General features: G+C 71.2%; 17 protein-coding genes. 14 read left to right on the plus strand and 3 right to left on the minus strand.

All coding sequences use genetic code 11. From position 1 onward, the window contains the following. The first annotated feature begins 119 nt into the window (after positions 1-119). Positions 120-1,703, plus strand: a complete 1,584-nt coding sequence (locus OG285_RS00720) for a molybdopterin-dependent oxidoreductase (protein WP_356833087.1) — start codon at positions 120-122, stop codon at positions 1,701-1,703. 72 nt (positions 1,704-1,775) lie between these two features. Continuing rightward, a complete protein-coding gene (locus OG285_RS00725) occupies positions 1,776-2,267 on the plus strand; it encodes a peroxiredoxin (protein ID WP_356832874.1) in 492 nt (163 codons plus the stop codon). Between the two features lie 18 nt (positions 2,268-2,285). On the opposite strand, the gene OG285_RS00730 is transcribed toward OG285_RS00725, so the two are convergent. Then, complete coding sequence (locus tag OG285_RS00730) at positions 2,286-2,819, minus strand: DUF4383 domain-containing protein (RefSeq protein WP_356832872.1); 534 nt, start codon at positions 2,817-2,819, stop codon at positions 2,286-2,288. Positions 2,820-3,042: 223 nt separating this feature from the next. Here OG285_RS00730 and OG285_RS00735 point away from each other — a divergent pair, with 223 nt between their 5' ends. Then, positions 3,043-3,642, plus strand: a complete 600-nt coding sequence (locus OG285_RS00735; RefSeq protein WP_356832870.1) for a class I SAM-dependent methyltransferase — start codon at positions 3,043-3,045, stop codon at positions 3,640-3,642. Positions 3,643-3,780: 138 nt separating this feature from the next. After that, positions 3,781-4,671, plus strand: a complete 891-nt coding sequence (locus OG285_RS00740) for a hypothetical protein (RefSeq protein WP_356832868.1) — start codon at positions 3,781-3,783, stop codon at positions 4,669-4,671. An 87-nt stretch (positions 4,672-4,758) separates the two neighbouring features. Here OG285_RS00740 and OG285_RS00745 read toward each other — a convergent pair whose 3' ends face one another. Beyond that, the gene (locus OG285_RS00745; protein WP_266861614.1) at positions 4,759-4,941 is read right to left on the minus strand and encodes a hypothetical protein; all 183 of its coding nucleotides are present in this window, start codon (positions 4,939-4,941) and stop codon (positions 4,759-4,761) included. Between the two features lie 77 nt (positions 4,942-5,018). After that, positions 5,019-6,080, minus strand: a complete 1,062-nt coding sequence (locus OG285_RS00750) for an acyl-CoA desaturase (RefSeq protein ID WP_356832866.1) — start codon at positions 6,078-6,080, stop codon at positions 5,019-5,021. Positions 6,081-6,267: 187 nt separating this feature from the next. Between OG285_RS00750 and OG285_RS00755 the strand changes: the two genes are divergently transcribed. The 10 genes from OG285_RS00755 (at position 6,268) to OG285_RS00800 (ending at position 22,328) form a co-directional block, all read left to right on the plus strand. Beyond that, positions 6,268-9,225, plus strand: a complete 2,958-nt coding sequence (locus OG285_RS00755) for a DEAD/DEAH box helicase (protein ID WP_371789800.1) — start codon at positions 6,268-6,270, stop codon at positions 9,223-9,225. Then, positions 9,222-10,499 carry an SWF or SNF family helicase gene (locus OG285_RS00760; protein ID WP_371789801.1) on the plus strand — a complete coding sequence of 426 codons (1,278 nt, stop codon included), beginning with the start codon at positions 9,222-9,224 and terminating at the stop codon, positions 10,497-10,499. The genes OG285_RS00755 and OG285_RS00760 overlap by 4 nt, the downstream gene beginning before the upstream one ends. Positions 10,500-10,927: 428 nt before the next feature. Beyond that, entirely contained in the window at positions 10,928-12,373 is a 1,446-nt protein-coding gene (gene xylB, locus OG285_RS00765; RefSeq protein WP_371789802.1) for a xylulokinase, read from the plus strand. A 250-nt stretch (positions 12,374-12,623) separates the two neighbouring features. Next, positions 12,624-13,640, plus strand: a complete 1,017-nt coding sequence (locus OG285_RS00770; protein WP_371789803.1) for an acetamidase/formamidase family protein — start codon at positions 12,624-12,626, stop codon at positions 13,638-13,640. A 57-nt stretch (positions 13,641-13,697) separates the two neighbouring features. Continuing rightward, complete coding sequence (locus OG285_RS00775; protein ID WP_356832856.1) at positions 13,698-14,300, plus strand: N-acetylmuramoyl-L-alanine amidase; 603 nt, start codon at positions 13,698-13,700, stop codon at positions 14,298-14,300. A 73-nt stretch (positions 14,301-14,373) separates the two neighbouring features. Then, positions 14,374-15,627, plus strand: a complete 1,254-nt coding sequence (locus OG285_RS00780) for a GAF domain-containing protein (RefSeq protein ID WP_371789804.1) — start codon at positions 14,374-14,376, stop codon at positions 15,625-15,627. 200 nt (positions 15,628-15,827) lie between these two features. Then, the gene (locus OG285_RS00785; RefSeq protein WP_371789805.1) at positions 15,828-17,297 is read left to right on the plus strand and encodes an aldehyde dehydrogenase family protein; all 1,470 of its coding nucleotides are present in this window, start codon (positions 15,828-15,830) and stop codon (positions 17,295-17,297) included. Next, on the plus strand, positions 17,294-18,895 hold the full coding sequence (locus OG285_RS00790) for an APC family permease (protein ID WP_356832850.1): 1,602 nt from the start codon (positions 17,294-17,296) through the stop codon (positions 18,893-18,895). Before OG285_RS00785 ends, OG285_RS00790 begins: the two co-directional genes overlap by 4 nt. A 103-nt stretch (positions 18,896-18,998) precedes the next feature. Continuing rightward, positions 18,999-20,576 carry a GMC family oxidoreductase gene (locus OG285_RS00795; protein WP_371789806.1) on the plus strand — a complete coding sequence of 526 codons (1,578 nt, stop codon included), beginning with the start codon at positions 18,999-19,001 and terminating at the stop codon, positions 20,574-20,576. A 228-nt stretch (positions 20,577-20,804) separates the two neighbouring features. Then, positions 20,805-22,328, plus strand: a complete 1,524-nt coding sequence (locus OG285_RS00800; RefSeq protein WP_356832846.1) for an aldehyde dehydrogenase family protein — start codon at positions 20,805-20,807, stop codon at positions 22,326-22,328. The last annotated feature ends 302 nt before the right edge of the window (positions 22,329-22,630 follow it).

The raw sequence follows: 22,630 nt of genomic DNA on the forward strand, positions 1-22,630 counted from the left end.
CGGACGCCGCAGGTGAGCCGAATGCCGCAGCGATCACCCGGGTGGCGCCCGGACCAATCCGGAGGCCGGCCGGTTCCGAAGAAGAGACCGTGACGAAAACTCCCAGCACATGGATCCGTATGCCGCTGGCGGCGCTGTGCGGGCTGCTCGCAGGCTATGCGGCTCTCGCCGTCGCCGAACTGGTCTCGGCGGCCGTCCGCCCGGAATCAGGGCCGGTCGTGGCAGTGGGCTCCGCCGCCATCGACCGCACGCCCCCAGCACTCAAGGACTGGGCGATCCGGCACTTCGGCACCAACGACAAGCTGGTGCTCCAGCTCGGCATCCTCGCCGTCCTCACCCTGCTGGCCGCCGCCCTCGGGGCAGTGGCCCTGCACCACCGGCGGGCCGGCGCGGCAGGTGTGCTGGTCTTCGGTGTGATCGGCAGCGTGGCGGCGACCAGCCGCCCCGACTCCACCGGTTTCTCCGACGCCCTGCCCTCGGTCGTCGGCGCGGTCGTGGCAGCGGGCCTGCTGTACTGGCTGATCGGCCGGCTCACCCCGGCAGCGGCCGCGGGCCCGGATCCCGCCGGATCCGCCGTCGACGAGGCGGAACCGGACGAGGAGCGGGGCTGGGACCGGCGTGGTTTCGTCATCGCCGCGACCGCCGCAGCCGCCGTCTCCACCGGCGCCGGAGCGCTGGGCAGGTCGCTCAACAACGCCAGCGGCGGCAACGCCGTGGCCTCCCGGAACGCGGTCACGCTGCCCAGGCCCGCCTCCCCCGCCGCGCCCGTGCCCAAGGGCGCCCAGCTGCGGATTCCGGGCGTCAGCCCCTTCATCACCCCCAACTCGGACTTCTACCGGGTCGACACCGCCCTGGTGGTGCCAAAGGTCAACGCCAACAGCTGGAAGCTGCGCATCCACGGAAAGGGGGTCGCCCGCCCCCTCACCGTCGATTTCACGGGTCTGCTGCACCGCGAACTGATCGAGCGCACCATCACTCTGACCTGTGTGTCGAACGAGGTCGGCGGGCCCTACGTCGGCACCGCCCGCTGGATCGGGGTGCGCCTGGCCGACCTGCTCAAGGAGGCTGGTGTGAAGCCGCCGTCCAAGGGCGGGCCCGCCGATCAGCTGGTGGCGCGCTCGGTGGACGGAATGACGATCGGGAGCCCCGTCGAGGACGTCATGGACGGCCGTGACGCGATGCTCGTGGTCGGCATGAACGGAAAGCCGCTGCCGTTCGAACACGGATTCCCGGTGCGGATGCTCGTCCCGGGCCTGTACGGATATGTGTCGGCCTGCAAGTGGATCGAGGACATCGAACTGACCACGTTCGATGACTACGACCCGTACTGGGTGAAGCGGGACTGGTCCAAACTGGGGCCCATCAAGACCGAGTCGCGCATCGACACGCCCAAGCCGTTCGCCCGCCCGAAGAACGGGGAAACCGTGATGATCGCGGGGGTGGCATGGGCCCAGCACCGCGGTATCGAGCGGGTCGAGGTCCGTGTGGACGACGGCCCGTGGAACAGCGCACACCTCGCGTCGCAGGACACCACCGACACCTGGCGCCAGTGGTCGTTCCCCTGGAAGCCCACGGCGTCGGGCAGCCACACCCTGACCGTCCGGGCGACCGACCGCACCGGCACGACGCAGACGTCCAAACGCACCGACACGATCCCGGACGGTGCGAGCGGCTGGCACTCGGTCGTGGTCACGGCAGAGTGACGCCCCTCCCCCAGCACCGGCACCCGCCGGGTCGGCATACTCGGCGGTACCCGTACTTCTCTGGAGTGACTGATGGCATCAACACCCACGCCCGGCCGAGCCGTTGCGGACTTCTCCCTGCCCGGCGGCGTTCTCAGGGCCGACGTCTTCGAGCGGCGCGAATTCGTACTGAGCGAGCAGCGCGGGCATCCGCTGGTCCTCGCCTTCTATCCGGGCGACGACACCAGCGTCTGCACGAAGCAGCTCTGTTCGTACTCCAGCGGTCTTGAGACGTTCACGGACTGCGGCGCCGAGGTCTGGGCGATCAGCCCGCAGAGCGTGGACAGCCATGAGGAGTTCGCCCGGAAGTACGGCCTCCGGATGCCGCTGCTCGCCGACACCGACCGGTCCGTGGCACGGGCTCTCGGCATCGCGGCGCCGGGAATCGGCCTGCGCCGCGCCGTGTTCCTGATCGCCCCCGACGGGACGCTCCACTGGAAGCATGTGGCGCTGCTGGGCGCGACGTTCCAGTCGACGGAGACACTGGCCCGGCAGTTGGCCGGCCTCGACGCCTCCGGCGGCTGAACCGGGGCACGGGCGTGGTCAGCGCGCGGTGGCCTGCTGTGCGTGCCGCTCGTGCTTCTCGTGCCGGGCGCGCCAGTACGGGTTGTCGTGCGGCAGACCACCGGACACCCTGCCGTACATCCCGAACGTCATCAGGAGGATCCCGTACACGAAGCTGAACAGGACGTTCTGGATGTGGAACGCGAGGAAGTTGGAGCTCGTGCCGATCAGAGCGAGGTTGACGAACCCGCTGATGATGAAGAGCACGCCGATGACCATGTTGAGCATCGACGAGATGTTCCCGCCGATGACGGCGCCCGCCATCAGGATCAGGCCGATCACGATCGACAGGACACTCAGGGCGCCGTTGGTGTTCAGCCCGGCGACCATGTCTCCGCCGGTGCTGAAGAAGCCGATTTTGTCGATCACACCGAGTATCCCGAACGCCAGCAGGATCAGGCCCATGAGACCGGCACCGAACCGGTAGACGCGGCTCAGTCTGTGGTCGACGGGCAGATGCTCGTCAAGGACGAAATGGGTTCGGGGGGCGCGCGCGGTATGGCTCGTAGCCATCTCTGATCCTCCTCCGTTCCGGAGGCACCCCACCCCGGTCGGCCACCCAGGATTCACGCGGTGGGCCGATATGCCCCTTTTGCTGCTCTTTATGGTATTCGATACCGCGCGACATGGGGAGGGGAGCGGCCACAGACCCGGTACGCAGCGGTTCCGGACCCGGACGCGCACGGGCACCCGGCGCGGGGGCGTCCGGGGCGCCCGGCCGGGGGATCATCTCCTCATGACCGATGACCACACACATGTCCAGGAGTTCTTCGGCGCCCGGGCCGCCGGCTGGGACACCAGGTTCCCGGACGACGGCCCCGCCTTCGCCGCCGCCGTCACGGAAATGGGGCTGCGCCCCGGCGACGCGGTTCTCGACGCGGGCTGCGGTACCGGACGGGCGCTGCCCGCGCTGCGCGATGCGGTCGGCACGGCGGGCTACGTCATCGGAGCCGACCTGACGCCCGAGATGCTGGCGGCGGCCGCGCGGGCGGGCCGGCACCACGACGCCCAGCTGCTGCTCGCGGACGTCGCCCGGCTGCCTGTCCTCACGGAGTCGCTGGACGCCGTGTTCGCCGCAGGCCTGATCGCACATCTGCCCCACCCCGAGGACGGAGCGCGGGAGTTGGCCCGCGCCGTCAAGCCCGGTGGCCTGCTGGCCTTGTTCCATCCGATCGGCCGGGCGGCACTGGCGGCCCGGCAGGGGCGCCTGCTCACCGATGACGACCTGCGCGGCGAGGGGCGGCTGCGCACACTCCTCGCCGCATCGGGGTGGCGGATGAGCTCGTACACCGATGAGCCGGACCGGTTTCTCGCACTTGCCGTGCGCAACGGCTAGATGTTCTGTCCGGGACCACCCCGCCACCGTTGCGGCGCCGAGTCTCCACAAGCGGAGGAGGTTCCTCCGAACAAACACTCGACGTTGGCGTTACTGACTGGTTAGGGTGCGCCCACGACTGATCAACAGGAGGCTCACGTGACGGGGACGGACGATACCGGCGACGACGCGCTGTATGTCCTGACTGCGGTATTGCTGACCCCAGCGCAGTTCCCGAGCGTGCTCGGCGACGACTTCCCTTCGGCGTGCCACTCCCTGGGGCTCGATCCGCGCCCCGACGGATACGGCGTGGTCCTGGGACAGGACGGCGCGGGCGCGCGGTGGACCGTGGCGATCGACGATGTGTCGCTGGTCGCCGTGGCCATCGCCTCCTGGGACTGCGGCATGGAGTACGACCTGTCGCCGGACGACCGGTCGATCGTCGCCTCGCTCCCGGGCTGGCCGCTCGATGTCGCTGTCGCCGCGCCGGGGATCCCCGCGCCGCACGACCCCGAGGAGCTGCCCGACGGCGGCCGCGCACCGCTGGCTCCCCCCGCGTCGGACACCTGGGGACCGGCGCAGCGGCGGCTGGGCGCCGATGAGATCGCGCTGCAGTGGACGCAGTGGCGTGAGCAGATCGGCGACGACGAGACCTTCGTACCCGTCGGCCCCCAGGGTTCCGAAGAACCAGAGGAACGGGCGGATACCGGAGAACCCCGGGGACCGGGAGGACCCGGGGAACCCGCGGAGGTCGGTACGCCCGCCGGCCAAGCGGAGAGTGAGCCCGGGCCCGCCCGGCGCGTCATCGACGAGCTGCATGCCTACCTGGACACGCCGCCGCCGCTCGGGCGCATACGGTCGGCCTTCGCGCCGGGCGGTGCCCGCACGCTGCGCGCGGACGGCCCCGGCTGGTCGCTGGTCGCCAGGACCGACGACATGGCCTTCCTGCTCCTCGACGACCAGCCGGGTGACGTCGTGCCGGTCGGGCGCGGCCCCGCCCTGCCGGCGCTGCTGGAGGCCCTGGAGAAGCTGGCCGTGCGCCCAGCCTGACCGGGACCGCAGCCGCCCGCCCCTCCGCGGACAGCGCATACGGCCCCCTGCGGAGGTGCGGTGCGCACTCCCTCCGGGGGCCGGGAATCAGCGGCCTATCTCCTTACGGGTGATCCTGCGCAGCCTCCTGCGCTGGCTGGGGTCGAGCAGCAGATACGCCACGACGGGCACTCCGACCAGCACCAGCAGCCCCGGAAGGAATCCGATCAGCATCATCAGGATGATGCCGGCGACCACGCCGCCGACGGCGATCATTGCGGGCTTGGACATCAACGCCTCCTCAGCGGCTGATGCCGCTCTCTGTCTGTGAAACGCACGGGCGAGCCCCGCGGTTCCACTGCGTACCGCTACGCCGCGCGCAGCGGCTCTCCGACCTCGTGCATGTGCGTCAGCGCCTGCCGGTAGGAGTCGATCAGGGAGGTCTGCGCGTACGGCATTCCCAGCGTCCGGCAGTGCGCGCTCACCAGCGACTGGGCGAGCCGCAGATGGGGCCTGGGCATGCTCGGGAAGAGATGGTGCTCGATCTGGTAGTTCAGCCCGCCCAGGAACCAGTCGGTGAGCACTCCGCCGCGTACGTTGCGCGAGGTCAGAACCTGGCGCTGCAGATGCCCCCAGCGCTCGCCGTCGGGGTCGGGCATCTCCATGCCCTTGTGGTTCGGGGCGAAGGTCATCCCGAGGTGCAGCCCGAACAGCGCGTGGTGCACCAGGGCGAAGACGAGGGCCTTGCCGGGCGACATGACCGTCAGCAGGAGTGTCGCGTACCCGGCGAGGTGCACCAGGAGCAGCAGGCCCTCGACGGCCCGCTCGCGGCCCGGCTGACGGCACCCGTCGTGCTTCTCCCGGGACAGCACGGTCTGGAAGCCGTAGATCTTCAGGGCGATGCCTTCGAGCAGCAGCAGAGGGAAGAAGAGCCGCGCCTGGTTGCGGGTGAGCCAGCGGGACAGGCCCTCGCGCTCGGCCGCCTGCTTCTGCGTCCAGACCATGACGCCGACGCCGACGTCGGGGTCCTTGTCCACGTGGTTGGGGTTGGCGTGGTGACGGTTGTGCTTGTCGTTCCACCAGCCGTAGCTCATACCGAGCAGCAGATTGCTGTGCAAGAAGCCGACCGCGCGGCTCACCCTGCGGTCACCGGATATCTGCGCGTGTCCGGCGTCGTGCCCGAAGAAGGCGGTGCGCGACCAGAGGACGGCCAGCGGGAGCGCCAGCAGGAGCGTCCACCAGGAGTCACCGACCAGGACGATGCCGGCGATCGTCGCGGCGAGGGCCAGCAGGTTGGCACTCGTGCTGAGGATGTACCAGCCGGTGCGCCGCTCCAGGAGCCCATGTGCCTTCACCGCCCTCAGGAGGGGGGCGAAGTCGCTGCCCGTCTTCTGCTCGGGTTCCACGAGCAGCGAGGCGGTCTGTGGCATGTCGGTCTCCGGTCTGTTGGCCCATGCGCTGACCTCATGAAACGTATGGTTTCGGGACTGCGGGGACCATGGCGCCACCACCCGGCTGAGAGAGGGGGACAGCCCCCTGCCGAAGAGGTGGTGCTACCTCCACTGCGCGCCGGAGCATGCCGCGCCGCACAGTGACGGCGTCACCGGCGGCCCTCTGATGAGGTACCCTCGGCGATCCCGACCCACAGTAGTCAAATTTGAGGAATGCGCTATCGCTGTGCAAGGACTCCCCACGGCAACGCTCTCCGAGATCGCCCAACTCTCCCGCTGCTCCGCGGTCTTCCTGCCTGCGGACCCGGCACGTACCGGAAGGGTCGCCTTCTGGCACCCCGATGGCAGCGAGCCGCCCACGAGCCCCGGCTCCATGGAGGAGCTGCTCGTCGTCGGCGGCGACATCCGCCCGTACTCCGTACGGGCGACTGTCCTGACCGTACAGGAAGCCCTGCCCGTCCTCACCCGTGGCCGTGGCGGCGCACACGCGTCAGCGGCTGTCGCTTTCTGGGGATCGGCCGCGTTGCTGGCTCTCCAACTCGCCGCCCGCGGGCGGCTGCTGCCGGGCCTCAGCCCCGGCGGCTACGAGGCATGGCGGGCCGGACCCCTCGACGCCGCCGATCTGGTGCGCGTGCGGGACCTCGCCGCGGCCATGCCGCCCGCCGCGCACGCCGTGCCGCTGGACCCGGCTGCCGACCCCGTACGCCTGCCCGCGCCCGAGGAGTTGGTGCGCGCCTTCCTGGATGCCGTGGCGGACGGGCTGCCGCGGACACCCGCCGCTTCGTTCGCCGCGGGAGGCCCCGCGTTCGCCGCCGCCGAACCGCGGAAGCTGCCCGGGCAGCAGGCCTGGGCCGCCGATGTCGCGGCCGGTCAGGACGCCGGCGTCCGCGTCTCCCTACGGGTGGAGGTGACAGGGCTGTCCACCACCGGCGCGGAAACCGACGACGGGCCGGCCTTCCGTGCCGTCCTCCAGATGCATGGCGTCAGCGACCCCTCCCTCACCGCCGACGCGGCGGACGTCTGGTCGGGCTCGGCACCCGGCTTCGGGCCGCGGGCCCGGATGGACGCCCTGCTCGCCCTGCGCCGGGCGGCCCGCGCCTGGGCTCCGCTCAGACCGCTGCTTTCGGCCGCCGTTCCCGACGCGGTCGAGCTGGCCGACGAGGAAGTCGCCGAACTGCTCGGCGAGGCGGCCCGGTCGCTCTCGGCCGGGGGCGTACAGGTGCACTGGCCCCGGGAGTTCTCCCGCACGCTGACGGCGCGGGCCGTCATCGGCACGGACGACGACGCCGGTTCGGCAGCGGACACCGCTGCTGGTTCGGCACGGGTTGCGGAGAGGCCCGCCACGGATCTGCCGTCCGTGCTGTCCGCCGACACCCTGCTCGCCTTCAACTGGCGCTTCACGCTGGGAGATCAGCAGCTGAGCCGCGCCGAAGTCGACCAGCTCGCCGAGGCGAGCAGGCCCGCCGTGCGGCTGCGCGACCGGTGGGTGCTGATCGACCCGGAGGAGATACGGCGCGCCCGCGAGGCCCGCGACACCCGGGGCCGCGCCATCGCTCCGATCGCGGCGCTGGGCGCGGCGCTCACCGGTACGACGGAAGTGGACGGGCGGCAGGTGGAGGTCACCGCGACGGGCCCGCTCGCGCGATTGCGCGACCGTCTCGGTGACCCGGAGGGCACCGGCCAGCAGACGATCGGGCAGCCCGCCGCACTCGACGCGGCCCTGCGCGACTACCAGTTGCGCGGACTGAACTGGCTGCACCGGATGACCTCGCTCGGTCTCGGCGGCTGCCTCGCCGACGACATGGGGCTCGGCAAGACCATCACCCTCATCGCCCTGCATCTGCACAGGCAGAGCGACAAGGACTCGGCGGGCCCCACCCTGGTGGTCTGCCCGGCGTCCCTGATGGGCAACTGGCAGCGGGAGGTCGAGAGGTTCGCGCCGGGCACTCCCGTACGCCGCTTCCACGGTGCGGCACGCAGCCTGGAGCACCTGGCCGGCGGGGAGTTCGTCCTGACCACCTACGGCACCATGCGGCTGGACGCCGATCGGCTCGCCGGAACCCCGTGGGGGCTGGTGGTCGCCGACGAGGCGCAGCACGTGAAGAATCCGTACTCCGCGACGGCCCGCCGGCTGCGGACCATCGGCACCCGCGCCCGCGTGGCGCTCACCGGCACCCCGGTGGAGAACAACCTCTCCGAGCTGTGGGCGATCCTCGACTGGACCACACCCGGTCTGCTGGGCAGGCTGAGCGGATTCCGCACGCGCTACGCACAGGCCGTCGAGGGCGGGAAGGACCCGGCCGCGGCGGAGCGGCTCTCCCGGCTGGTCGCTCCGTTCCTGCTGCGCAGACGCAAGTCCGACCCAGGCATCGCGCCCGAGCTGCCGCCGAAGACGGAGACCGACCGCGCCGTATCGCTCACCAGAGAGCAGACCGGTCTGTACGAGGCCGTGGTGCGGGAGACGCTCGCGGAGATCTCCGCTTCGGACGGCTTCGCCCGCCGCGGCCTCGTGGTGAAACTGCTGACCGCGCTGAAGCAGATCTGCAACCACCCCGCGCAGTACCTCAAGGAGGACGAACCCCTCACCGAGGGGCGCTCGGGCAAGGTGGAGCTGCTGGACGAGCTGCTCGACACGATCCTCGCCGAGGGCGCGGGCGTACTCGTCTTCACCCAGTACGTACGGATGGCGCGGCTCATCGACCGGCATCTGACAGCCCGCGGGGTGCCCACCCTGCTCCTGCACGGCGGGACCCCGATCGCCCGCCGGCAGGACATGGTGGACCGCTTCCAGGCCGGCGAAGTGCCCGTCTTCCTGCTGTCGTTGAAGGCCGCGGGCACCGGCCTCAACCTCACCCGGGCCGGGCATGTGGTGCACTTCGACCGCTGGTGGAACCCGGCCGTCGAAGCCCAGGCCACCGACCGCGCGTACCGCATCGGGCAGACCCAGCCGGTCCAGGTGCACCGGCTGATCGCCGAGGGAACGATCGAGGACCGGATCGCCGAGATGCTCGACCGCAAACGCGAACTGGCCGACGCGGTGCTCGGGGGCGGCGAGGCCGCGCTGACCGGGCTGACCGACGCCGAGCTGGCGGATCTGGTGGAACTGCGAGGGAGTGGACGATGAGCGGTACGGACACACCGGAGCGCACCTTCGCCGCCCTGGCACCGGCCCAGGGCCGCGCCTTCGCCGGGACCTGGTGGGGCGTGGCCTGGCTGAAAGCCCTGGAGGACACGGCTCTCGACGGACAGCAGCTGAAGAAGGGCCGCAGGTACGCCCGCCAGGGCGCCGTCGGCGCGGTGTCCGTACTGCCGGGGAGGATCACAGCCGTCGTACGGGATCCGGACTCATCGCGGTACCGCAGCGATGTGCTGCTGCAGCAGTTGAGCGACCAGGAGTGGGACCGGTTCCTCGGGATGGCGGCCGAGAGCGCGGGGCACATCGCGGCGCTGCTGGACCGCGAGATGCCGCCGCACCTGGTGGAGGACGCGGCCGCCGCGGGGGTGGACCTGTTGCCGGGGCTCGGCGATCTGGAACCGGAGTGCTCCTGCGACGCGTGGGACCACTGCCCGCACACGGCCGCGCTCTGCTACCAGGTGGCGCGTCTCCTCGACGAGGACCCGTTCGTACTGCTGCTGATGCGCGGGCGCGGTGAGCGGGAGCTGCTGGACGAGCTGCAGCGACGCAGCGCCGGACAGACGGCCGGCCCGGAGAGTGCCGGGGTGTGCGGGGAGGACCGTGAGCAGGGGGGCGTGCGGGCCGACGAGGCGTTCGCCGCGGTGGACACACTGCCGCCGCTGCCTTCGCCATCGCCGGTCCCGGACGCGCCGGGACAGCCGCCGTCCCTCGACACCGAGACGGGTCCGGCGCCCGGCCTGGACCCCGGCGCACTGGAGTTCCTGGCGGCGGACGCGGCCCGCAGGGCGGTGCTCCTGCTGGCCGAGGCGCTCGCTCCGGACCACGAACACCGCCCTCCGGCCGTGGAGTTGACACCCCAGCAGGATGCCGTACGGCTGGCCGCCGCGGCCACGGACGCGTGGCTGACGGACCGTCTCGCCGCGGGTTCGGGACGCGAGCGCTCCGAACTGGCCCTTGCGGTCCGGGCCTGGCGCTGCGGTGGCGCGGCGGCGCTGTCCGTACTGGAGGAACGGTGGACGCCCGGCGCGGAGGCACTGACGAGGGCGCGCGTACAGCTGGACCAGGCGTGGGAGCAGGGAGCCTGTCCGCGGTTCGACCTGGCCGACAACCGCTGGACCGTGGTGGGGGCAGGTGCCCAGCTGCGGTACGGGCAGGACGGCCGCTGGTGGCCCTACCGCGAGGAGTCGGGCCGCTGGACTCCCGCCGGGCCCGCCGATCCCGACCCGGCGGCCGCGCTGGCCGCGGTGACCGACGACGAGTGACGGAAAGGCAGTTGGGCGGGGCCGGACGAGAAGCGGCGCGGTCGCGCTCCGCAGAGCGGCGCGGAACGGGGCCGAACCGGGCGGACCTGAGGGGAGCGGAGCACCGGCGCACGAGGACATGATCCTCGCGCGCCGGGAACACGGGTCCGCGCACCCGCCCGCCCGGGCGATTGAACGGCCGGCTTGACCTGCGGCAACGTAGTCCTGACCGGTTCAGGGGCGAACTGCGGCTGCATCCCCTTGTTCCGGCCCGATCCGCACGTCGCCGACGGGAGAGACCCCTCCGTACCGACGGGAGAACCCGCTTCCGTACCGACGGGAGAACCCGCCCCGCCGTCGGCCCATTTCGTCATGAGGCTTAACAAATTAGTATCCAGGGCGCCGCCGGAAAGCCACCCGGCGCCCGGCCCTCAGAGCGGAGCAGATCGATGACAGCACCCGAAGGCCCCCTGGTCATCGGCGTGGACTCCTCCACCCAGTCGACCAAAGCGCTGGTCGTCGACTCCGCGACCGGCGAGGTCGTCGCACACGGCCAGGCCCCGCACACCGTCACCGGCAGCGACGGCGCGCGCGAAAGCGATCCCGAGCAGTGGTGGCGGGCCCTCACCGACGCGCTCCAGCAGTGCGGCCCTGCCGCGGGCCGGGCCGCCGCCATCGCGGTCGGCGGACAGCAGCACGGCCTTGTGACGCTGGACGCGGCCGGACGGCCGGTTCGCCCGGCGATGCTGTGGAACGATGTCCGCTCCGCCCCGCAGAGCGAGCGCCTCATCGGGCAGTTGGGCGCCGGCACCTGGGCCGAGCGCACCGGGGGTCCGCCCGGGCCAGCCATGACGGTCACCAAATGGGCCTGGCTGCTGGAGAACGAACCGGACGCGGCCCGTGCCACGGCGGCGGTCCGGCTGCCGCACGACTACCTCACCGAACGGCTCACCGGACGGGGCACGACCGACCGGGGCGACGCCTCGGGTACCGGATGGTGGGCCACCAGGACCGAGAAGTACGACGAGGAGATCCTGCTGCTCGCCGGTCTCTCCCCCGACCTGCTGCCCGAGGTCGCGGGTCCGTCGGAGGCAGCGGGCACCGTGCGCGCACTGCCCGGCCTGCCGCTCGCCCCGGGCACCCTGGTGGCGCCGGGCACCGGCGACAACGCCGCGGCCGCGCTCGGCCTCGGGCTGCGTCCCGGCCGGCCCGTGCTCAGCCTCGGCACCTCGGGCACGGTGTACGCGGTGTCACGGCAGCGCCCCGTCGACCCCTCGGGCACGGTCTCCGGATTCGCCGACGCGCGGGGTGACTGGCTGCCGCTGGCCTGCACCCTCAACTGCACCCTGGCCGTGGACCGGATCGCCGCGCTGCTCCACCTCGACCGGGAGGCCGTCGAAACGGGGGGCGGTTCCGTGGTGCTGCCCTTCCTCGGCGGCGAACGCACCCCTCATCTGCCGCACGCGGCAGGCCTGATGTACGGGCTGCGCCACGACACGACGGGCGGGCAACTGCTCCAGGCCGCCTATGACGGCGCGGTCTACGCGCTGCTCGCCGCCCTGGGCCGGGTCCTGGACGAGGACGCGGACCCCGGCGCCCCGCTGCTGCTGATCGGCGGCGGGGCCCAGGGAGCCGCCTGGCGGGAGACCGTACGGCGGCTGTCGGGGCGGCCCGTCCAGGTGCCGGTGGCGAAGGAACTGGTGGCGCTGGGTGCGGCGGCGCAGGCGGCGGGGCTGCTGCTCGGCGAGGACGCCACCGGGGTCGCACGGCGGTGGGACACCGCGCGAGGCCCCCAGTACGCGCCGCTCGCCGTGGACGAGCCGGCTCTGCACCGGATCGGGGCCACACTCTCCGAGGCGGGCACGCTGCTGCGCGGGAAGGAGCACCGCGAGTGACGCTCCCACCCACCCGCCGTCCGGTTCAACTCCCGGGCCGCGCGGGCGCGTCGGCCCCTTCCACGCCTCCCGCGTCTGCCCGTACGGTATGGCGCGCGGGACTCGTGCCGGTCGACGGACCCAGGAGGTCGGAGCATCCCGGGGAATCAGCCCCGGGGTTGCGACGCGATGCCATCGGGCTGCACGAGGTCCTTTTCCGGAAGGGTACTGCGACCGGCAACACGACCGATGAGACGGGAGAGTTACGCGCATGACTGATCCGCGCATCCTGACGGTGCGGCCCGGCGAGGGTGAGTACGCCTGGACGTTCGGCGGGGCGGCCCCGGTGGCGCGCATCGCTCCCGGCACCGTCCTGGACCTGTTCACCGAGGACTGCTTCGCCGGGCGGGTGCGCTCCGAGAAAGACCTGGTGTCAGAGGTCTGCGAGTTCCCCTTCCTCAATCCGCAGACCGGCCCCTTCCACATCGAGGGCGCCGAGCCCGGCGACACGGTGGCCGTGCACTTCGTGTCGGTCGAACCGGCCCGCGACTGGGCCGCGTCGACGACCGTCCCGCTGTTCGGCGCCCTGACGTCCACCCACGCGACGGCTTCCCTGCAGCCCCCGCTGCCCGAGGTCGTGTGGATGTGGGAGCTGGACCGGGAGCGGCGCACCTGCCTCTTCCGCGCGCGGGACAGCGACATCGAGATCGCGCTGCCGATGGACCCGATGCACGGCACGGTCGGGGTGGCCCCGGCCAATCTGGAGGTGCGCTCCGCGCTGGTGCCCGACGCACACGGCGGGAACATGGACACGCCGGAGATGCGCGCGGGCGTCACCTGCTATCTGGGGGTGAACGTCGAAGGCGCGCTGCTGAGCCTCGGTGACGGACACGCCCGGCAGGGCGAGGGCGAGACCTGCGGGGTGGCCGTGGAGTGCGCCATGAACACCGTCATCGTGGTCGAGCTCCTCAAGGGGGTGGCGACGCCCTGGCCCCGCCTGGAGTCGGACACCCACCTGATGTCGACCGGTTCGGCACGCCCGCTGGAGGACGCGTTCCGGATCTCGCAGCTCGATCTGGTGCAATGGCTGGCGCGCGACTACGGGCTGTCCGAACTGGACGCGTACCAACTGCTCTCCCAGGCGGGCGAGGCCCCGCTCGCCAACGTGTGCGACACCAACTACACGTGTGTCGCGAAGATCCGCAAGGAATGGCTGCCGGCCGGCGAACCGCACCGTGGTCTGCACCGTCATCTCAGGGAGACCGCAGCGGTACTCCCCCGGCCCTGACCGCACCCCGACCGCACCGCCACAGATACACGTTCCCCCCCACCACAGGAGAGACAGATGGCACCCAACGGATCAGGTCCCAGCCGCAGACGCCTGCTGCAGAGCGCGGCTTTCATGGCCACCGCGGGCGTCCTGCTGCCCGCGGGCCACGCGGACGCCGACAGCGCGGCGGACACCGACTACCCGACCGCCCACTGGACCCCCGCGTCCACCGCCAACTACACGCGGTCCACGCGCCCGTCGGCGTACGCGGTGGACCGGGTGGTCATCCACGTCACCCAGGAGACCTTCGCCAACACCCTGACCATCTTCCGGACTCCGGCGAAGGCGGTCACCGCGCACTACGTGGTGCGCTCGGCCGACGGGTACATCGCCCAGTGCGTCCGGGAGCACGACATCGCCTGGCACGCCGGGAACTGGGACTACAACACCCGCAGCGTCGGCATCGAGCACGAGGGCTGGGTGGACAAGCCCGAGTACTTCACCGACGCCCTGTACGAGAAGTCGGCGGCGCTCACCGCGTCCGTCTGCGACCGCTACTCCATCCCGAAGGACCGCACCCACATCATCGGACATGTCGAGGTCCCGGGGACCGACCACACGGACCCCGGCCCCCACTGGGACTGGGTGCGGTACCTGCGGCTGGTCAACCGCGCCTGACGGGACGCTTGCCCCGTTCCGCCGCCGGGGTGACGATGGACAGTGTCCCGTGCACCGGGGCCGGGGAGGCCAGTTGACCGACACATGGGTGGCTCTGGAAACAGGAGCCGATCCCGCGCGGCGCCGCAGGGCGCTGCGCGGAGCGTACGAGTCGTTCGCGGCCGCGGGGCGGGTCGAGCGCCCCGTGCGGAGCGTGGTGGCGGAGTCCTGGCGGCGCTCGGCCCGCGCACGGGTCAGCCGCGAAGGCACGGCGCACGTCGAACTGTCCGACGACGGGCTCGCCGCGTACCGGGACGGCCATCCGCTGGCCCGGGTGATGCCGCTCTTCCGCGAGCTGATGGGCGCCTACGCGATGGACGGCGAACATCTGCTGGCGGTGTGCGACGCCCACGGGCGGCTGCTCTGGGTGGAGGGGCACGCGACAGCCCGCAGAGCGGCGGGCCTGATGAACTTCGTTCCCGGGGCGCGCTGGGCGGAGGCGGCCACCGGGACCAACGCGCCCGGCACCGCCATAGCCGTGGACCGTCCCGTCCAGGTCTTCGCAGCCGAGCACTTCCAGCGGCCCGTCCACCCGTGGACCTGTGCCGCGGCGCCCGTCCACGACCCGGGCACCGGGCGGCTGCTGGGCGCGGTGGACATCACCGGCGGGGACCGGCTCGCCCATCCGCACAGCCTGGCCTTCGTCGGCGCGGTCGCACGGGCCGCCGAGTCACAGCTCGCGCTGCTCGCGCCGCCGCCCGCCGCCGGATCCGTGCAGCTGTCGGTGCTGGGGCGGGACGCGGCGCTGCTCGTGGCGGACGGCCGCAAGTACGAGCTCAGCCGGCGCCACAGTGAGATCCTCACGCTGCTCGCCCAGCGCCCGGAGGGCCTCACAGGGAACGAGCTGCTCGTCGAGCTGTACGAGGACGAGACGGTCACCCCTGTGACCCTGCGTGCGGAGCTGTTCCGGCTGCGCGGACTGCTCGGTCCGGAACTGCTGCGGTCGCGCCCCTACCGGCTGGCCGGCCCCGTCGACACGGACTTCGCCGGGGTGGCCCGCCTGCTGGCGTCCGGGGCGGTGACCTTGGCGATGAACGCGTACGCCGGTCCCCTGCTGCCCGGATCGCGGGCGCCCGCTGTGGTCCGGCTGCGCCGGCGTCTCGCCGACCAGCTGCGGGACGCGCTGATCACACGCGGGGATCCGGGGCTGCTCGCTGACTGGGCGTACAGCCCCTGGGGCGAGGACGACCTCCCCGTCTGGCGGGCGCTCGCCACCACGCAGCCCGACCGGCAGCGGTCGGCCGCCGTGTCGCGGGTGCGCGAACTGGACACCTGGCAGCGTTCCTGACCGGCGCCCGCTTCCCCCGGCTGCCCCGCCCGCACTGCGCGGACGCCCCGGGCTCCTTACTCTCGGTTCGTACAGCACTGCCGGTCGGTGGCGCCACCGGCTGGTGAAGCACCGTCGGTCGGTAACGCACCGCCGGTCGGTACAGCGACCGCATGGACCGTCCGCGCGCAAGCCGGTCGCCCGAACCCCGAGGAGTCCGCATGCCTGAGCTGTTCATCGGCGGGACCTGGACGGCCGCCGCTGACGGGGGGCTCCGCGAGATCCGCTGCCCCGCCGACGGCACCCTGGTGGCCACGGTCGACGAGGCCGGGGCGCGGGACGCCTCGGCGGCGGTCGCCGCGGCGCGTGAGGCGTTCGACCGCGGGCCGTGGCCCGCGACCCCGGCCGCCGAGCGGGGTGCGCTGCTGCTGCGGGTCGCCGCCCTGATCGAACGCGACCAGGACGCGCTCGCCCGCGCCGAGTCCCTGGACACCGGGAAGCGGCTCGTGGAGAGCGAGTACGACATGGCGGACATCGCCAACTGCTTCCGCTACTTCGGCAATCTGGTGGCGTCCGGCGGCACCGACCGTGTCGTCGACACCGGGGACCCGGGTGTCGACAGCCGGATCGTGCACGAACCGGTCGGTGTGTGCGCGCTGATCACCCCCTGGAACTATCCGCTGCTCCAGACCGCGTGGAAGGTCGCGCCGGCACTGGGCGCCGGCAACACGTTCGTCCTAAAACCGAGTGAACTGACGCCGCACACCGCTGTCTTCCTGATGCGGCTGCTGACCGAGGCCGGGCTGCCGGACGGGGCCGCCAACCTCGTCCTGGGCACCGGTCCGGACGTCGGCGCACCGCTCAGCGAGGACCCGCGGGTCGACATGGTGTCCTTCACCGGCGGGCTGGTCACCGGACGCCGCATCATGGCCGCCGCGGCACCCACGGTGAAGAAGGTCGCCCTGGAGCTCGGCGGCAAGAACCCCAACATCGTCTTCGCGGACGCGGAGTACGAGAGCGCCGTCGACTACGCCCTGACCGCCGTGTTCCTCCACTCCGGGCAGGTCTGCTCGGCAGGTGCGCGGCTGCTCGTCCAGGACGAGCTGCACGACCGGTTCGTCGAGGACGTCGTGGCCGGGGCGCGGGCCATCCCGCTGGGCGGCCCCTTCGACGAGCGTGCGCGTACCGGTCCGCTGATCTCGGCGGCACACCGCGAGAAGGTCGAGGCGTATGTCGCGGCCGGCCTCGCCGAGGGCGCGGTGCTCCGCTGCGGGGGCGCACGGCCGGAGGACCCGGCGCTGGACGACGGCTTCTACTACCTGCCGACGGTGCTGGACGAGTGCACTCCGGAGATGTCCGTGGTGCGTGACGAGTCGTTCGGCCCGGTCCTGACGGTCGAGCGGTTCAGCGACGAGGACGAAGCGGTCGCCCTCGCCAATGACACGGTCTACGGACTGTCCGGAGGGGTCTGGTCCCAGGATGTCGGCCGGGCCCACCGGGTGGCGTCCCGGCTGCGGGCCGGCACCGTATGGATCAATGACTTCCAGCCGTACGTACCGCAGGCCGAGTGGGGCGGAATGAAGCAGTCCGGCTTCGGCCGCGAGCTGGGCCCCGCGGGTCTCGCGGAGTACCAGGAGGCCAAGCACGTGTGGCGCAACCTGTCGCCGCGTCCGCTGAGGTGGTTCGAGTGAGGCGGCCCGGCTCGGCCGGAGCGGGCGGTACCGGCGGGGAGGGCACCACACCGGATCCCGCGGGCGCGGCCCGTACGCAGAGCCAGGACGACGACGATTCGCTCTCGGCGTTCGGATACAAGCCCGAACTCAAGCGCACCCTCGGCAACTTCCACACCTTCGCAGCCGGGATCAGCTACATCTCGATCCTGACCGGTACCTTCCAGCTGTTCTACTTCGGTGTCAGCTTCGGCGGGCCCGCCTACTGGTGGTCCTGGCCGATGGTCTTCATCGGCCAGCTGATGGTGGCCCTCTGCTTCTGCGAGCTGGCCGCCCGGTACCCCGTGGCGGGCTCCGTCTACAACTGGGCGAAGAAGCTCGGCGGCCCGCACGTCGGCTGGCTCGGCGGCTGGATGATGATGACCGCCACGATGGTGTCGCTGGCCGCCGTGGCGCTCGCGTACCAGATCACGCTGCCGCAGATCTCCGCGACGTTCCAGTTCGTCGGGGACGGGACCGGCAAGACCGACGCGGCGGAGAACGCCGTCCTGCTGGGCAGCGTGCTGATCCTCTTCACCACCTTGGTGAACGCCTTCGGGGTCAAGCTGATGGCCCGGATCAACTCCGCCGGTGTCATGGTCGAGCTGATCGCGGCCGTCGTCCTGATCATCCTGCTGGCCGCGCACATCACCCGGGGCCCCTCCGCGATCACCGAAACCCACGGCATCGGCGCGGGGCAGACCCTGGGCTACTTCCGCGCGTTCCTGACCGCTTCGCTCGCCTCCGCGTATGTGATGTACGGCTTCGACACGGCGTCCTCGCTCGGTGAGGAGAGCGTGGATCCCAGCCGGAACGCTCCGCGGGCGATTCTGCGGGCCCTGTTCTTCTCGTTCCTGCTCGGCGGGCTCATCCTGTTGTTCGCGCTGCTGGCCGTGCCCGACCTGACCTCGAAGAAGCTGGCCGCTGACGGTCTCCAGTACGTGGTGCTCTCCACGCTCGGCTCGACGATCGGCCAGATCGTGCTGTGGTGTGTGGTCGTCGCGATCACGGTCTGCGAACTGGCCGTGCACGCCGCGGGCATCCGGCTGGCCTTCGCGATGGCCCGCGACAACTGCCTGCCGGCGTCGTCCCTGCTCGCCCGGGTCAGCCCGCGGTTCAAGACACCGGTCCTTCCCGCGATCATCATCGGGATCGTCGGCATCGTGATCCTGGTGATCAACATCAACCAGCCGCAGATCTTCTCGGTGATCACGAGCATCGCGATCATCATGATCTACGTGGCGTATCTGCTGGTCACCACCCCGATGCTGATCCGGCGGCTGCGCGGCACCTGGGAGCCGGCCGAAGGGCGCTTCTCGCTCGGCCGGTTCGGGTTGCCCATCAACATCCTCGCGGTGCTGTGGGGCTTCGCCATGTCGCTCAACCTGGCCTGGCCCCGCAGCAAGGTCTACAACGCGACGGGCCCGCACCACTGGTACCTCCAGTGGGGCGCGTTCGTCTTCATCGGCATCGTCGGCGGTGGCGGGTTCGCGTACTACTGGTTCGTCCAGCGCAAGAAGACCGGCGTGCTGGACGCACACCGCGCCGTCCTGGAGGACCCGCAGCCGCCCGCCGTATGAATCCCCCGGCCGCACCCCACCCACGAGGCTTTCTCTACCTCCCCCTCCCTCTCCTCCCCCTCTTCCCCTCTCCCCCGCCGGAACCCCCTGATCTGGAGCAGCGATGTCCGAGGAAACGTCCGAGCGCGCCGGCGACCGCGGCACGTACGACTACGTAGTGGTGGGCGGCGGTACCGCGGGCGCGGTCGTCGCCGCCCGGCTGAGCGAGGACCCCTCCGTCACGGTCTGCGTGCTGGAGGCCGGTCCGTCGGATGCGGGCGACGACAACGTGCTGCGGCTCGACCGGTGGATGGCCCTGCTGGAGTCCGGCTACGACTGGGACTACCCGGTGGAGCCGCAGGAGAACGGCAACAGCTTCATGCGGCACGCCAGGGCCAAGGTCCTGGGCGGCTGCTCGTCGCACAACTCCTGCATCGCCTTCTGGGCACCGGCCGAGGACCTGGACGAGTGGGGCGCGCTGGGCTGTACGGGCTGGAGCGCGGCGGACTGCTTTCCGCTCTACAGACGGCTGGAGAGCAATGACGCGCCCGGTGACCACCACGGCCGTTCCGGTCCTGTGACCATCCGGACCGTCCCGCCGGCCGACCCGTGCGGCGCGGCGCTGCTGGACGCCTGCGCGGAGGCCGGGATTCCCCGTACCCCCTTCAACACGGGGACGACGGTGGTGCGCGGGGCGCACTGGTTCCAGATCAACGCCCGTGAGGACGGCACGCGTTCGTCGGCTTCGGTGTCCTATCTGCACCCGGTGCTCGCGGACCGGCCGAATCTGGAGATCCGGACCGGGCTCCAGGCCAAGCGGCTGCTCTTCGACGCGGACGAGCGGTGCACCGGTGTGGAGTACCTGGAGCCCGACACGGTGCACAGCGGCTCGGTGACCGCACGCCGCGAGGTGATCGTCAGCTGCGGGGCCATCGACTCGCCGAAGCTGCTGATGCTGTCGGGCATCGGACCGGCCGGGCACCTGCGCGAGAGCGGGATCGGCGTACGGGTGGACTCCCCCGGCGTCGGATCCCACCTTCAGGACCACCCGGAGGGCGTGATCATGTGGGAAGCGAAGCGGCCCATGGTCACCTCCTCCACCCAGTGGTGGGAGATCGGCATCTTCTCCGACACCGAACCGGACCTGGACCGGCCCGACCTGATGTTCCACTACGGCTCGGTGCCCTTCGACATGAACACCTATCGGCGGGGCTATCCGACGACGGACAACGCGTTCTGTCTCACCCCGAACGTCACCCGGGCCCGCTCGATGGGCACGGTCCGGCTGCGTACCCGCGACTTCCGGGACAAGCCCCGCGTCGATCCGCGCTACTTCACCGACGACCACGACATCAGGGTGATGACCTACGGCCTGCGGCTCGCGCGGAAGATCGTCTCCCAGCCCGCGATGGCCGAATGGGCCGGCACGGAGCTGGCGCCGGGGCCGGCCGCACGCTCCGACGACGAGCTGTTCTCGTACATCCGCGAGACCCACAACACCGTGTACCACCCCGCGGGCACCGTGCGGATGGGCGCGGCCGGGGACCCGGATTCCCCGCTCGACCCGCAGCTGCGGGTGAAGGGCGTGACCGGGCTGCGAGTGGCCGACGCGTCGGTCATGCCGTTCCTGCCGACCGTGAATCCGTGCATCACCACCATGATGATCGGCGAGAAGTGCGCCGACATGATCAAGGAGGGCTGATCAACCGGGCTGATCGGAAACGGATCGAGGGCTGATCGAGGGCTGATCGGTGGGCCGGCCCGGACGGGAGACGTGGCCGGGGCGATGTCCCGCGTGGCCCGGGGCGCAGCCCATGTGGCCGGGGTGCGATCCCCCGTCTTCGCAACGTGGTTGCAACGTCATGGTCCCTACTCTCGGCTCCGAGCGCCGTCCAAGGGCGGGCGGCGCGGATTCCGGGAGGCCACTGAGATGACCCGTTACGCAGCGCCAGGCACCGAGGGCGCGATCGTCTCGTACGAGTCGCGCTACGACCACTGGATCGGCGGGGAGTTCGTCCCGCCCGCCCGCGGGCAGTACTTCGAGAACCCGAGCCCGGTGAACGGCAGGCCGTTCACCGAGATTGCCCGCGGCACCGCCGAGGACGTCGAACGCGCCCTGGACGCGGCGCACGCCGCGGCCCCCGGCTGGGGCCGGACCGCGGCGGGTGACCGGGCGACGGTCCTCAACCGGATCGCCGACCGGATGGAGGCGCATCTGGAGGAGCTGGCGGTCGCCGAGAGCTGGGAGAACGGCAAGCCGGTCCGTGAGACGCTGGCCGCCGACATCCCGCTGGCCATAGACCACTTCCGCTACTTCGCGGGCGCGCTGCGAGCCCAGGAGGGCACGCTCAGCGAGCTGGACGACGACACCGTGGCGTACCACTTCCACGAGCCGCTCGGCGTGGTCGGCCAGATCATTCCGTGGAACTTCCCGATCCTGATGGCGACGTGGAAGCTCGCTCCGGCTCTGGCCGCGGGGAACGCGGTGGTCCTCAAGCCGGCCGAACAGACCCCGGCCTCCATCCACTTCTGGATGAGTCTGATCTCCGACCTGCTGCCGGCCGGTGTGGTCAACATCGTCAACGGCTTCGGCTCGGAGGCGGGCAAGCCGCTGGCGTCGAGTCCGCGGGTCGCGAAGATCGCGTTCACCGGCGAGACCACGACCGGGCGGCTGATCATGCAGTACGCCTCCGAGAACATCAAGCCGGTCACGCTCGAACTCGGCGGCAAGTCCCCGAACATCTTCTTCGACGACGTGTGGTCGGCGGACGACGACTTCCGCGACAAGGCGCTCGAAGGCTTCACGATGTTCGCGCTCAACCAGGGCGAGGTGTGCACCTGCCCGTCGCGCGCGCTGATCCAGCGCGGTCACTACAGCGAATTCCTGGAGGCGGGTATCGCCCGCACCCGGCAGATCGTGCCGGGGCACCCGCTGGACACGGACACGATGATCGGCGCACAGGCCTCCAACGACCAGCTGCAGAAGATCCTCTCGTATCTGGACATCGGCCAGCAGGAGGGCGCGAAGATCCTCACCGGCGGGCAGCGGATCGAGTACGACGGCGAGTTGGCCGGCGGATACTACGTACAGCCGACGATCTTCGAGGGCGACAACAGGATGCGGGTCTTCCAGGAGGAGATCTTCGGCCCGGTCGTCGCCGTCACGTCCTTCTCCGACTTCGACGACGCGATCAGCACAGCGAACGACACGCTGTACGGACTCGGCGCGGGCGTATGGACCCGGGACATGAACACCGCCTACCGTGCGGGCCGCGCCATCCAGGCGGGCCGCGTCTGGACGAACTGCTACCACGCCTACCCCGCGCACGCGGCGTTCGGCGGATACAAGCAGTCCGGCATCGGGCGGGAGAACCACCGGATGATGCTGGACCACTACCAGCAGACGAAGAACCTTCTGGTGTCCTACTCGCCGAAGAAGCTCGGGTTCTTCTAGGGACCTACGAAAAGGTGCCTGACCTGGCACTTCACCGGTCAGGCACCTGTCGCTCGGTTCGGTAACAGCCAAGAGCGACTCACGTGGCTTCGCTCGCACTCGCCGTGCTCGGCGGAGCGTCGGTTCTGGACTCCGGGCTGCCCGCCGCAGCGGTAGCTGAGAGCAGTGGACGACCGAGACGCCGGGCGCGGAAGTGGCACGGAGAGGTGGCCGCCCTCACGCAAGATTCACGGGAACTCATCGGTCCGGTGAGCCGACTCCTGTGCGAGACCCGTCCCCGGTTCCCGTACAAGGAAGCCACT

This window comes from Streptomyces sp. NBC_01471 (assembly GCF_041438865.1).
In the GTDB taxonomy this organism is placed as follows: Bacteria; Actinomycetota; Actinomycetes; order Streptomycetales; family Streptomycetaceae; genus Streptomyces.

Coding starts and splice junctions, on each gene's coding strand:
- OG285_RS00720 (WP_356833087.1), top strand. CDS start 120: ATGCCGCTGGCGGCGCTGTGCGGGCTGCTCGCAGGCTATGCGGCTCTC.
- OG285_RS00725 (WP_356832874.1), top strand. CDS start 1,776: ATGGCATCAACACCCACGCCCGGCCGAGCCGTTGCGGACTTCTCCCTG.
- OG285_RS00730 (WP_356832872.1), bottom strand. CDS start 2,819: ATGGCTACGAGCCATACCGCGCGCGCCCCCCGAACCCATTTCGTCCTT.
- OG285_RS00735 (WP_356832870.1), top strand. CDS start 3,043: ATGACCGATGACCACACACATGTCCAGGAGTTCTTCGGCGCCCGGGCC.
- OG285_RS00745 (WP_266861614.1), bottom strand. CDS start 4,941: ATGTCCAAGCCCGCAATGATCGCCGTCGGCGGCGTGGTCGCCGGCATC.
- OG285_RS00750 (WP_356832866.1), bottom strand. CDS start 6,080: ATGCCACAGACCGCCTCGCTGCTCGTGGAACCCGAGCAGAAGACGGGC.
- OG285_RS00755 (WP_371789800.1), top strand. CDS start 6,268: ATGAGGTACCCTCGGCGATCCCGACCCACAGTAGTCAAATTTGAGGAA.
- OG285_RS00760 (WP_371789801.1), top strand. CDS start 9,222: ATGAGCGGTACGGACACACCGGAGCGCACCTTCGCCGCCCTGGCACCG.
- xylB (WP_371789802.1), top strand. CDS start 10,928: ATGACAGCACCCGAAGGCCCCCTGGTCATCGGCGTGGACTCCTCCACC.
- OG285_RS00770 (WP_371789803.1), top strand. CDS start 12,624: ATGACTGATCCGCGCATCCTGACGGTGCGGCCCGGCGAGGGTGAGTAC.
- OG285_RS00775 (WP_356832856.1), top strand. CDS start 13,698: ATGGCACCCAACGGATCAGGTCCCAGCCGCAGACGCCTGCTGCAGAGC.
- OG285_RS00785 (WP_371789805.1), top strand. CDS start 15,828: ATGCCTGAGCTGTTCATCGGCGGGACCTGGACGGCCGCCGCTGACGGG.
- OG285_RS00795 (WP_371789806.1), top strand. CDS start 18,999: ATGTCCGAGGAAACGTCCGAGCGCGCCGGCGACCGCGGCACGTACGAC.
- OG285_RS00800 (WP_356832846.1), top strand. CDS start 20,805: ATGACCCGTTACGCAGCGCCAGGCACCGAGGGCGCGATCGTCTCGTAC.